The 11,652-nt window shown below is 62.7% G+C and carries 13 protein-coding genes and 1 tRNA gene; 3 read left to right on the top strand and 11 right to left on the bottom strand.

Features of this window, described 5'->3' with window-relative positions; translation table 11 throughout:
• Positions 1-5: 5 nt before the first annotated feature.
• The 4 genes from QNI87_RS12155 to QNI87_RS12140 form a co-directional block, all read right to left on the bottom strand.
• On the bottom strand, positions 6-968 hold the full coding sequence (locus tag QNI87_RS12155; protein WP_300596852.1) for a MoxR family ATPase: 963 nt from the start codon (positions 966-968) through the stop codon (positions 6-8).
• A gap of 18 nt (positions 969-986) precedes the next feature.
• Positions 987-2,372, bottom strand: a complete 1,386-nt coding sequence (locus tag QNI87_RS12150) for a DUF4350 domain-containing protein (RefSeq protein ID WP_300596850.1) — start codon at positions 2,370-2,372, stop codon at positions 987-989.
• Positions 2,369-3,094, bottom strand: a complete 726-nt coding sequence (locus QNI87_RS12145; RefSeq protein WP_300596848.1) for a hypothetical protein — start codon at positions 3,092-3,094, stop codon at positions 2,369-2,371. Before QNI87_RS12145 ends, QNI87_RS12150 begins: the two co-directional genes overlap by 4 nt.
• A 118-nt stretch (positions 3,095-3,212) precedes the next feature.
• The gene (locus QNI87_RS12140; RefSeq protein ID WP_300596846.1) at positions 3,213-4,133 is read right to left on the bottom strand and encodes a prephenate dehydratase; all 921 of its coding nucleotides are present in this window, start codon (positions 4,131-4,133) and stop codon (positions 3,213-3,215) included.
• A gap of 138 nt (positions 4,134-4,271) precedes the next feature.
• Between QNI87_RS12140 and QNI87_RS12135 the strand changes: the two genes are divergently transcribed.
• Positions 4,272-4,970, top strand: a complete 699-nt coding sequence (locus QNI87_RS12135; RefSeq protein WP_300596844.1) for a c-type cytochrome — start codon at positions 4,272-4,274, stop codon at positions 4,968-4,970.
• A gap of 13 nt (positions 4,971-4,983) precedes the next feature.
• Here QNI87_RS12135 and QNI87_RS12130 read toward each other — a convergent pair whose 3' ends face one another.
• Together QNI87_RS12130 and QNI87_RS12125 are read right to left on the bottom strand one after the other, a co-directional pair.
• Entirely contained in the window at positions 4,984-5,649 is a 666-nt protein-coding gene (locus tag QNI87_RS12130) for an RlmE family RNA methyltransferase (RefSeq protein ID WP_300596842.1), read from the bottom strand.
• Between the two features lie 13 nt (positions 5,650-5,662).
• On the bottom strand, positions 5,663-7,006 hold the full coding sequence (locus QNI87_RS12125) for a Ppx/GppA phosphatase family protein (RefSeq protein WP_300596840.1): 1,344 nt from the start codon (positions 7,004-7,006) through the stop codon (positions 5,663-5,665).
• A 240-nt stretch (positions 7,007-7,246) separates the two neighbouring features.
• Between QNI87_RS12125 and QNI87_RS12120 the strand changes: the two genes are divergently transcribed.
• Together QNI87_RS12120 and QNI87_RS12115 are read left to right on the top strand one after the other, a co-directional pair.
• Positions 7,247-7,320: transfer RNA gene (locus QNI87_RS12120), tRNA-Gln, on the top strand.
• Between the two features lie 202 nt (positions 7,321-7,522).
• Positions 7,523-7,831 (top strand): hypothetical protein, encoded by a 309-nt coding sequence (locus tag QNI87_RS12115; protein ID WP_300596838.1) that lies wholly within the window; start codon positions 7,523-7,525, stop codon positions 7,829-7,831.
• Positions 7,832-7,976: 145 nt separating this feature from the next.
• On the opposite strand, the gene QNI87_RS12110 is transcribed toward QNI87_RS12115, so the two are convergent.
• From QNI87_RS12110 to QNI87_RS15755, 5 genes are read right to left on the bottom strand one after another with little or no spacing between them, the layout of a single operon-like run.
• Complete coding sequence (locus QNI87_RS12110; protein ID WP_300596836.1) at positions 7,977-9,035, bottom strand: hypothetical protein; 1,059 nt, start codon at positions 9,033-9,035, stop codon at positions 7,977-7,979.
• Positions 9,036-9,037: 2 nt separating this feature from the next.
• Complete coding sequence (locus QNI87_RS12105; RefSeq protein WP_300596834.1) at positions 9,038-9,574, bottom strand: hypothetical protein; 537 nt, start codon at positions 9,572-9,574, stop codon at positions 9,038-9,040.
• On the bottom strand, positions 9,571-10,137 hold the full coding sequence (locus QNI87_RS12100; protein WP_300596832.1) for an HK97 family phage prohead protease: 567 nt from the start codon (positions 10,135-10,137) through the stop codon (positions 9,571-9,573). The genes QNI87_RS12105 and QNI87_RS12100 overlap by 4 nt, the downstream gene beginning before the upstream one ends.
• On the bottom strand, positions 10,137-11,390 hold the full coding sequence (locus tag QNI87_RS12095) for a phage major capsid protein (RefSeq protein ID WP_300596831.1): 1,254 nt from the start codon (positions 11,388-11,390) through the stop codon (positions 10,137-10,139). The genes QNI87_RS12100 and QNI87_RS12095 overlap by 1 nt, the downstream gene beginning before the upstream one ends.
• A 1-nt stretch (position 11,391) precedes the next feature.
• On the bottom strand, positions 11,392-11,652 hold the full coding sequence (locus QNI87_RS15755; RefSeq protein WP_366146186.1) for an HNH endonuclease signature motif containing protein: 261 nt from the start codon (positions 11,650-11,652) through the stop codon (positions 11,392-11,394).

Below are 11,652 nucleotides of genomic sequence, written 5' to 3'. Positions count from 1 at the left end.
CAGACTTAACGCGGTGCCTCGGTGCTTTCGACCAGCTCAGCGACCAGCGTCTCAAGATCGCGGCCTTCGATCTCGGCGGCGGGGGAAAGCGTCAAGCGATGGCGCAGCACTGGAACCGCGAGCGCCTTTACATCATCGGGTATCGTGTAGGCTCGCCCATCAAGCGCTGCGCGCGCTCGGGCGGCGTTGGCTAACAGGACTGCGGCGCGCGGGCTGGCCCCGACCGACAGTTCGGAATGCTCGCGCGTGGCTCTGACAAGGCGGACGATATACGCGGTGATCTCCTCGGCCACGCTGACCTGCTGCAAGGCCGCTGTAGCGGCTGTCAGTGTCGCGGCGTCGGCCACCGCCTCGACGCCAAGCTCGGCGGGGCGCTGAGGCCCTTGACGCTGGCCGTAACTGGCCACGATCCGTGCCTCTTCCGCTTCGGCAGGATAGGGTACGAGGAGCTTGAACAGAAACCGGTCGAGTTGCGCTTCGGGAAGGGGGTAGACACCCTGGTTCTCGATCGGGTTCTGTGTTGCGATGACCATGAAGTGGGTGGGCAGCCTATGCGTTTCCCCGTCGAGGGTCACGCGGCGCTCCTGCATTGCTTCCAACAAGGCGGCTTGCGTCTTGGGCGGTGTGCGGTTGATCTCATCGGCCAGCAGCAATTCGCAGAAGATCGGACCGCGTGTGAGCGTGAATGCGCTCGTCTGAAAGTTGAACAGATTGGAACCGAGAATGTCGCCCGGGAGCAGGTCCGGGGTGAACTGGATGCGCCCGAAGTCAAGCCCCAGCGCCGTGGCGAAGCTCTGCGCGAGGAAGGTCTTGGCGGTTCCCGGAGGCCCTTCCATCAGGACGTGCCCCTGCGCGATCATGGCGACCAGCAGGTGATCGATCATCGCGTCCTGACCGACGATGGCCTTGGCTGTTTCGGCGCGGATGCTTTCTGCGAGCGCGCGCAGTTCGTCGAGGGTCATGCTCATGATGCGGAAGTGTTCCCCTTAGGACGGTTTGACCTGGCTGTTGAGCGCGCGGGCGGCGCGCAGGATATCGGTCGGCTTGGAGGCTGCGCGCAGCGCATCGGCGCGCGCTGTAAAAGACGGGGCGGCTGGATCGCGGACCGCAAGGGCCTCGTCAATGGCGTTCGGGTCAGGCCTTGGGAGAGCAAGAGCGCGCGCCAGGCGACGCGCGTTGAGCGCAATGTAAGGTTCGGCCAGCAGACCAAATCGGCCCGCCCGAACGATCAGGTCGGCCCCGTTGGTGACGAGGCGCGCCTTGCCAAAAGCGGTTCCGCGTTCGCCGAGGGTTGAAGGACCAAACCGAAGGAACGCGCGCCATCCCACGATAAAGATAGCAAACAGGAGGCAGATCGTCGCGGCCAGAAACGGCGGCTGAAAAGCCAGCGTAAGCAGGTTCATGGTGCCACCAAACCCATTCAAGGTAAGGTCGAAGACGACGTTGTCGTTATAGCCATCGCCCATGATCCGCACGATCGAAAGCGCCGTCTTCGCCCGATCGCGGTTCGCAAGCCCCCAATTGTTCATCAGGTCCGCCTCAAGGAGGAACACCACCCAATTGTCCTGCGCGAGCTCGATCTCGTCGCGTTCTTCCGCGCTCGTTGCCGCGTCGTATTCCTCGGTGTCGTACCGCAGTGCGAGCGCAAGCGGTCGCCCATCCTTGCTGGAGACGAGCGGAATGTGCGGCATCTTGGGCTTGGCAAACAGACCTTGATTGGTGGGAAGCTTGCCCGAAATCCCGCGGATCTGGCCACGCGTCGTGAAGCCGTTGCCGGGGGAGCGCCCCTGCGTTTGGGTCAAGGCCCTTTGCGCCTCGGGTTCGGGCTGGGCGGTGTCGCCCTCGTCGATCGGTGCCGGGATTTGCGCCACTGGGCCGCGCGCAACGCCCAGCGCAAGTGGCCCTTCGGCTTGATCCGCCCAGAGCGGCGGGCTCAGCGCTCCATAGTAGACCCAGCCGTCCTCGATATCATCCTCATCCTCGGCCTCGATCAGAAAATTCGGTGGAATGACGCTCCACTTGGGCAGGATCACCAGCGTTGGCCCCAGATATTCGCGCGCCTCGATCACCTTGGCCAGTTCCTGCGGATCGGCGAAGCGCGGCGGGGTCAGCACAAGCAGGTCCGTGGTTTCAAGATCGCTGGGGTTGCGCGAGACATCCACGTTCATCCCATCCGCCTCGACCAGTTCAACGAGCGCGGAGTAACCATTGAACCCCTTTGCCGCTGCGTGCGCGCCTCCGTTGTTGCTGTCTTGCGCCCCGGCGTCTCCGCTCGCGAGGAAATAGAGGATCGCGATAAACGCGCCGAAACCGACGACCAGCAGCGCGAGCATGCCGGCCTGATTGAATGGGGTGGCCGATCGTTGGCTCATTCGTGAGCGCCGACCGTCGATGGGGTGGATGGCCGGCCAGCGTCGATGCGAGCAAGCGCGAAGTCGGCGTAGGCAGTCCGGGCGCGTTCCCAGTCCTCTTTCGAGAGGCTCTGGAGCGCGAAAAGGCTCCTTTCAACCGCCTCGCTGATCACCGCGAACGCGCGCCGAGCGGCGTCCGAGAGGCGGGGAAGCGCGGCGATTTCGCGCGCGGTGCTGGAGGGTTCGACCCAATCCGGGCGCGCCGACGCGATCTGGCCCACGCTGCGCCGCAGCAGCAAGCGCGCCGCCTCGCCATAGCGCCCATCGGCTGCCAGTCGATCCGCGTCTTCCAGCAGTGCGAGGCTCTCCTGGCGATCGGGCTGCCAGGCGGGTTCCTCGATTTCACCCTCGGCTTCGGCGTCCCTGCGAATGGCCAAAGGGCCGATCAGGCGCGCAACAAGATATCCCACGAAAGCCACAAGCGCTGCCACCAGAACCCATTGAAGGACCGGCCAGCTTGTCGAAAGCGACCCGCCAATGGGCGAGAAGAGGTCGCCAAGCCAGTCAAAAGCATCTTGCACCAACAATTCAAGCCATGACGGTTCACGCGGCGTCAGCTTCTTGATGAGCAACGGCTCGAACTGGGTTTTCGGGTCGCTGCGGATAGCCTCGTAACCTTCCGGCAGCTCGAACACCGATGGCCCCTCTCCAGCACCGGAATTCGCCGATGCGTCGGAAACCATTGTCGGAGAGACCCTATCGCTCATGCAGGGCTTTGGTGGCACGCGGCAAAGGGCTGCGCAACCGAAGAAATCCGTGTGCCGCGAAGCGCGTCGCGTCGCGCACGAAGCCGGCTTGCTATCAGCCGCGTGGCCGAGCCTGCTCATAGGTGCCCAGCACTCGCAGTTCCTTGGAATGAAACGCGCATTCCTCCAGCGCGCGATCCACCGCCGGATCGCCGGGGGCCCCGATGATGTCGGCGTAGAAGCGCGTGGCGGAAAAGCTGGTGCCCTGCTGGTAACTCTCGAGCTTTGTCATATTGACGCCGTTCGTCGCAAACCCGCCCATGGCCTTGTACAAGGCGGCCGGGATGTTCTTCACTTCGAAAACGAAGGTCGTCATTGCCGGGCGCTGCGTGTCGTTGGTGAGGAAAGCGGGCTGATCGGCCAGGATCACGAAGCGCGTCATGTTATCCTGGCTGTCTTCGACGTGCGTCTGGATGATCTCGAGACCGTACAGTTCGGCTGCGATCGCCGGGGCAATGGCCGCCAGCGCCGGATCGCCGCGCTCGGCGACGAACGCCGCAGCGCCCGCCGTATCGGCGTAACTTAGAGGAACAATTCCGCGCTGACGCAGGAAATGACGCGACTGTCCAAGCGCCTGAGGATGGCTGTAGGCCGCTTCGATCTTGTCCGTGGGCCCTCGCGGCATTCCGTCTTCGAGCGGCGGCGCCATCAGCGCGTGGTGGATCGGCATGAAGTACTCGCCGACAATCGAAAGACCGCTTTCCGGGAGAAGGAAGTGGATATCCGCGACGCGTCCATGTTGCGAGTTTTCGATCGGAATGATCGCCAGTCCCGCGCGCCCGTCCTTGACCGCTTCGAGCGCGTCCTCAAAGCTGAAGCAGGGAAGCGGTCGAAAATCGGGTCGCGCTTCGTTTGCGGCCCGATGCGAATTCGCGCCCGGCGATCCCTGAAACGCAATGGCGCGCGCGGGGTCGAGGGCGGCTTCCGCGCGCATCGCGTCGACGATCGGCAAGGCTGGCCCTGGAAAGCTGCGCATAAGGTGCGCTGCTAAACACGCAACCTGCGCGGAGCAAGGCGCCTTTTACGGGCAACCACAGTCTTGCATCCCTTGCACCAATTGGTGATGCGATCACTCTTGCGCGGCGAAAGGTCGCCGACTAATGGGGCCGACGGGATGACTGACCAACACGATACGGACGCGAGCACTCAGGGCCAGGAAGCCGGGGGCGATCTCTTCAACACAGCAGCAGGCTGGGTCCTGTTTGCGGCTGGGCTTGGCCTTGGCTTTTCGATTCTGTCGGGGAAGTATTTCCACGGCGACGACCCGCAGCGGCCCGAGCAGCTTGGTTATGTGATCGAGGGCGTGGAGGAAGCGGGCGGTGACAAGCCCGCCGAAATGACCGTGGCCGAAGCTCTGACGCTGGTTAGCGTCGAGGACGGCGCGAAGGTGTTTGCAAAATGCTCGGCCTGCCATTCGATTGAGGCGGGAGGCGCAAATGGCGTGGGACCCAACCTTCACGCGATTATGGGCGCAAACGTGGGCGCGAAGCCCGGCTTCAGTTATTCCTCTGGCATGGCCAACCATGGCGGCCAGTGGGGCTGGGACGAGATGGACGCCTGGCTCAAACGTCCCGCGACCTATATCGAAGGCACCAAGATGAGCTTTGCGGGCCTTTCGAAGATTGAAGATCGCGCCGCCGTCGCGCTGTACATGAATTCCGAGGGATCGGGTCTTTCATTGCCGGAATTCACACCGGTCGAAGAGGTCGCCAGCGAGGAAGCCTCCGCCGACACCGCTGCGGTGGAAGAGGCGGAAACCAGTCAGGACGACGCCGAAGCGACCTCTCAAGCAACCGCAGAAGCTGAAGCCTGACCAACGGCTGCGTCTAATCGCGCCCTTTGAAACCTTGGGCCACCACATACCATTCCGATGAGCCCTTGCGGCTCGCCGGGGGTTTGGCGTGCTTCACGCTGGCAAAATGCCTCTTGAGCAGAGCGAGCAAGTCGGTGTCGGTCCCGCCAGCGAGCACCTTGGCAACAAACGCGCCGCCGCTCTCCAGCGTCTCGACCGCAAACCAGGCCCCCGCTTCGACCAGCGCCATCGTGCGAAGGTGGTCGGTCTGTTTGTGCCCTACCGTGTTCGCCGCCATGTCCGACAGGACAAGGTCTGGCGGCCCGCCCAACGCCTCTTCAAGCGCGGCGGGGGCCCGATCGTCCATGAAGTCCATCTCGAAAATGGTGACCCCCTCGATGGGCTCGGTGGAGAGCAAGTCGATCCCCACCACCTCAGCCCTCGGAGCCTTGGCCCGGACGACCTGGCTCCAGCCCCCCGGAGCGATGCCCAGATCGACGACCCGGCTCGCGCCGCGAAGCAATCCGAAGCGCTCATCCAGTTCGATCAGCTTGTAGGCCGCGCGACTGCGATAGCCATCGGCCTTGGCTTTCTTGACATAGGGATCGTTGAGCTGACGCTGGAGCCAGCGGGTTGAGCTTTCGGAGCGTTTCTTAGCGGATTTGACCCGGCGATCGGGGTTGCGGCCGGATCGGCTCATCGCTCGCGGCCATTCATTTGCGCGCGTCGCCCACCCGCGTTTCGTGCAGGGCCTTCAACGCCCTTTCGCTTTGGCGCTCTGCAGCCATCAGACTGCGCAAGATACCTTCGCGAATGCCGCGATCAGCGACGCCCAGGCGTTCGGCTGGCCAGAGGTCCAGGATCGATTCCAGAATAGCGCAGCCCGCGACCACGAGATTGGCCCGGTCCTCCCCGATGCAGGGCAATTGGCCGCGCTGCGCAGCGGACATCGATGAAAGATCGGCGCTGATGGCGCGCATCGATTCGCTTGGGACGATCAGTCCATCAACGGCCTTGCGATCGTAATGCGGTAGCTCAAGATGGAGACTGGCCAAAGTCGTAACCGTACCGCTTGTGCCAAGCAACCGGATGTCATCGCACTTAGCAGCTTCGGCGATTCGCTTTCCGAACGGCGCGAAGCTTTCCGAGACCAGCCGCCGCATTTCCTCGTAGCGATCAAGGCGCGTCGCTGTCTTCCCGTGACGCTCGGCGACGGTGTCGGTCAGGGATACGACACCCCACGGCACGCTCTGCCAATCAAGGATGCGGGGTATCGTCCCTCGCGATGGACCGCCGGCCTCAAGCAGAACAAGCTCAGTTGATCCGCCTCCGATGTCGAAGATCATGGCCGGGCCGTCGCCATCCTCCAGCAGGATATGGCAGCCCAGAACAGCGAGGCGCGCTTCTTCCTCCGCCGTAATGATATCGAGCGCGATCCCCGTCTCCTGACGCACACGTTCGATGAAAGCGGGCCCGTTTTCGGCCCTGCGACACGCTTCGGTGGCCACCGAGCGAGCGAGGCGAACGTTACGCCGACGCAGCTTGTCGGCGCAGATCGCAAGAGCGCCCACGGCGCGGTCCATTGCATCTTGGGAAAGGCGTCCGGTCGTGGCCAGATCCTCGCCAAGTTTCACCACTCGGCTGAAGGCATCAATGACCGTGAAATCCTTGCCCGAGGGCCGGGCGATCAGCAGACGGCAATTGTTCGTTCCCAGATCCAGAGCGGCGTAGGCTTCGTGCCTGCGCGGCCGATGCGCGCGAAAGGGGGGGACTTTGACAGGCTCCCGCTTGGCCTGTCCGCCGATTTGACGAGCGCTCTGTGTCTGATGTGTCTGAATAGCCGATGCTTGCGCGGCACCGTCCGGCCTGCATCCCGCTTCGCGATCAGCGCACGGTTTGGCCGTGTCGCGTTGAGCTGAGCCTTGTGGCCGTTCCTGGTGGCCAGATGCACTTGGCTGGAAGGGGCGTTTGTAGCGAAAATCGGCTACCTTGCCGGACTTACGGCCCCTTTTTCTTCCAGCTCTCCTGTCTTCGTCCGGCGGAATGGGTTCCGCCATAATCCTAGTCTTTCATCTCACCCGCGCGTAATAACACGTTGGCACTTGCCATTAAGCTAACGCATGCTCGAATTTAGGGCAAGCCAGCGAATACCGAGCGAAAGCCACGGTCGTGTCTCTTTCTTGGCCGCCGGGCGCCGGGGGATCAGGAGCGCTCTTGACCTTGGCCCGGCGCAAAACTAGATGCGCGGCTCGCTTTGCGACCAAGGCCCCTTTCAACCCTCCGGCCTGTGGACGTGGTGCCCCGTCGTCTAATGGTAAGACTACGGACTCTGACTCCGTCAATTGAGGTTCGAATCCTCACGGGGCATCCAGTTTATTCCAATTAATACAGACATTTAGACGCGACGCCCTCAAATCCCCGTGTTGCACCATGTTGCACGGGTATTTCCTTGTATTTCCACGGTTTCCCAAATGCCCCCGGCGGCTCCATGCAACATAGATGGAACATGGCGCAGTCCTTTTGTCTGGCTAAGGGCCATGCTAAATCCGCGCCATTGTGTAGGAGACGCCCGAATGAAAACCGACCTCGAATTGCTGAGCGAGTTGCGAGACTTGCTCGATCAGGAGCCGACCGAAACGCTTTGCATCGCATGGTGGGACCGAGTTCTGTCAGTTGAGGCCAGTCTCGAAGCCGACCCGCGAACATCGGAGCATGAAAAGAAACTTGTGGCTCAGCTTCGCGCCGCGATGAGCGATCTAATTCGCGCTTACCGCGAGGGGCAAAATCTCCACACCTCACAAGCTAGCGTTGCAATCTCAGCGCTGGAATCCTCTATCCAGAAACGCACAACCGGAGCGGACGGCTGGCCCCTTAAAAGCTAGAAGTTGGACCGGCCCCGCCTCTCACAGCGTGCCGGTCCTGCACCGCGTCCCCAGGAAAGCGCTGAGACCGTGCCTTGTCGGGGTTTACCCACTCACCGACTAACGGGGCCGTTCGGGCGATGAACCAACGCCCTAGGTGGCCAGCCTAATCTCCGGTTCCGCTCCAATCGACCAGCCGCATCGCGGCTTCAGCATCGACGCCCTGTTCCTTGGCCAGCGCCAAGGTCTGCACCACCGCCGCAAGCGCCCGTGCGCGCCCGCCGGTATCGAAGGCTTGAAGCGGTCGCATGACATCGAGCGTGATGTTGCTGCCCAGCTTGTCGGATGCCTCGCGGGCAATCATCTGGGCGATAGGCTGCAAGGTCCATTGGGCCAGATGCCGCTCGCATTCGCGGGCCATCGGGCCGGTTGTCGCTGGATTGCCGAGAGCCGGAAGGACGCCAAACACCGTCTGGATTGATGCCTTCGCGCCTTCCAGCGTCTCTTTCATCATCGCCTTGGACAGGTCGGGCGTGACATCATGGGGCTTGAGATCGGTCTGGGGAGCAGGTCCACCCGCCGCGGTCACGTTTACCGATTCTCGCACCAGCACCCGGCCACGCATCCCGCGAAAGCCGCGCGCCAGAGCCGTCATGTCGGTGTCAGGCTGTTCGGGCATAGGAATGACTGCCGAACCGAGCGGAGCATCGCTGTAGACCTCGCTCAGGGCCACCTCCAGCGTCTCGAGCAGCCCGCCGGTCAATCTGGCCCGCCTGAGCGGTGCAACGCCTGTATAAGGCGCTGAGACCTCGGCACCGACGCGCAGATGCAAAACCTCGGATGCGAGCAAGGTTTCGGACCGCCCGCCGCCTGTGTCGGGGATGCCGACGCGATAGGCCGTTGGCGTCGAGAACCGCGTGGTCAAATCCCAATCGCTGCACGGCACCAGCCCGTCATCGCGGATCGCAAACACCGCCTCACCGCGAAGCGCCAGAGCGCGCGCTGCAAGGCCCAAGTTGAACGGGGTGAGCATGTCGGTGCCGTCGACATCGGCAAGGCTCAGGCCGCCTTCCCAGAGGCTCACACACCCCTGCACCGTGCCGGTGAGTTCCGCCAAGCCATCGGTGCTCGCGATATAGGCCGCACGGGCCTGCATAATCTGGGCAGTGTATCCGGTCGCGCTTGAGCGTTTCTCAAGGGCTTTGGTTTTCTTGAATGGCCACATTCTCAAGCCCTCCTGTAGGGGCGCAACAGGTCCGCAGCGCCGCTGTATTGCATCGCCCGCGCAGTCCACGCGGGGTTGCGTTTGTAAGATTCCTGAATGGCCCCGCCCATGTTCACCATGTAATCGGAGACGCCCGCCCGGTCGGTGTCATCGGCAAGGTATTCAGCCAAGCGCCTGAAAGCCTCAGAGACCGCCGCAGGGACGGTGCCAGCGCCGACATCGGCAATGATGCGATATGGCCCCTCATCGGGCAGACAGTAGCCATACGGCCCCGCTGAGAGCGTCACGGCCTCCCATGCTTCACCCGTCCAGCGTTCGGCACTCGACAGCGTTGCAGGCGTTAGCGGGAAGCCCCAGTGCCCTTTGCCCTCGACAAGCCATGTCACCTCGCGGTCGGTGTAGCGATGCGCGGTGTAGGCCTCGATGCGCTGCCAGATGGCGTTCGCATCAAGCGCAGCCGCCGCCGTGGACAGACCGCTTGGTGTGTCGGGATAGTCCAGAGGCACGGCCTCGGTTTCGTCAATCGTCTCGGCCATCATGCGGGCCTCCATCGGTTAAGGGTGCGGTGCAGGCCGGAAACCAAAGTAGGGACAACCACACTTTGCTCAGGCGACCAGTTGCGGGCCTCGATCTGGGCCGTTGGATAGGCCGCGCGCGTCACCGCCGAGACCTCGACCAGTTCGGCCTTCGTGATGGTGCGATGAACCACCGTGCCCTCGCGGGTTGCGCTTTCACCGCCTTCACTCACTCGAAAGCCCGGTGACAGACCACGGATGAGACCAGCGCCATGCGCAGCGAGGAAGTCCCGCGCCCATGAGGTATGCGCCGCCACCGTCGCCTCGAAGGCCAGAGCGTCACCATCCTCGCGGACAGCAAGCGTCCCGGCCGTGCGACTGGCCAAGGGTTTTTCGAAGTCATGGCCGCTCAGGAAGTGCAGCTCATCATCGGAGTTCACCCGCGAGGCAAAAGCCCCGTGAGCGATGGTTTCAAAGTATCCCGGCGCAAGCTGCGTTCGGGTGTCGTAAGGGAAGCGGCCCGCCACGCGAACCGTTTCACCTTCTTGGCGAACCTCAAGCCCGCCTAGCGAACCGCCCCAGAGCATTACTGCACGCCCGTCAGGATTTCGAGTTGCACACCGCGCGCAACCGTCACGTCCATTGTGGTCAGAGCCGTCAGCACAAGCTGCCCGCTCTTGGCCTCGGTGTAAGGGTCACGGATGACATCGACCGCGCCCCACATGCCGCAGAAAATGGGCGGGACGCCGTTCGTGGCCGTGGTCAGCAGCGCCTTGCTCTCCGCAGGCGAACCCGCCGGGGCCTCGATGCTGTTGTTAGAGACCACCACCCGGCCAGCATCCCGGCGAATGCGCTCCAAAAGGTCGAGATAATCACCGTCGCCGTTCTTGGACTTCATCAACACCGACCAAACTTCTGGTCGGATCATGAAGTTAATGGAACCGGGCCTTGCCGCGCTTGCCACCATAAATCGGGTCAACGCGTCCACTACCATGTCAAAGTCAGCCGCCGCGTCGATTGCAGTCTCGGTGATGCCATATGTCGAAGCGCCGGGGAAAATGCCCAGAGGCTCACCGCTGGAACCCGAACCGAGAAAGATAACCCGGTCGGCCTCTTGCTGGATTGCTGCGCTCATGTCGCGCCGCACCGCCTGTTCAAGCCCGGTGCCCGCTTGCTTGAGAGCCTTACGGGTGATTTTCATCTGCACACCGAGCGTGTTGTCGGGAGCCATCGGCCTATCGACCGTGGTGTAGGCTTGCGGGCCGGGGACATCGCCAGTTTCCGAACCTGCCCAGCCGGGTTGCGCGCCGCCGGTTGCGACCGGATATTCGATCTCGCCAACGCCTACGTTAATCATGCGGCACCCCATGCGCGATGCGCTCGATGCAGCGAAAAGCCGCTCGATGGTCGGCATGGTGCGGACAGGATCAGGAACGCCGCCCGCTACGGTTTCGCCCGCGCGGGTTTCGAGCGCTTCAAGCGGCACTGGGATGCCCTGAAAGCCGCCTGCATTGCGCAGTTCTTCGACCATCTCTTTGGTCGCGCCGTCAAGATTGCGGCCCTCATCGAGCGCAAGCGCGACTTGGCGAACCTCGAATTTGCTGGCCATCTCTGCCCATTCCTTTTCGGAGCGGGTTTCGAGTTCCTTGCCAGCTTCGCGGCGCTCCTCATCCTCAGCGATGAGCGCCGCGCGATAGCGGGTTTCGTTGCCCCGATACTCTGCATCGAGTTCGGTGATTTTGGCCAGTTCGTCCTCGGTCGGCTTTTCCTTACCGGCAAGTGTTGCGAGGTCTTGGCGGATCTCACTTTGCCGCCGTGTGATTTCGAGAGATTTCAACATTTCAAATACCTTGTTCTTCTGGGGAGGAGTGCTGCATCTTGCGCAGCAGGTTTCGCCATTGCTGGCGCTTTGGCGGGAGAGGCTTATGCCCCACCTCCAAACGGGTTTTGCGGGAGTGACATCGACCGCAGAGAATTTGTAAATTTGAGAGGACGTAGGCGAGTTCGGGATGCGTCCGCACCGGCTTGATGTGGTCGCACTCAAGCCGCCGCCGCGAGCCGCACTCAACACACTGCCATCCGTCGCGCTCAAGCGCCTGCAT

The organism is Erythrobacter sp. (assembly GCF_030066995.1).
Classification (GTDB): domain Bacteria; phylum Pseudomonadota; class Alphaproteobacteria; order Sphingomonadales; family Sphingomonadaceae; genus Erythrobacter.
The sequence above is the reverse complement of the archived record's forward strand: the minus strand, read 5'-3'. Positions and strand labels throughout refer to the sequence as shown.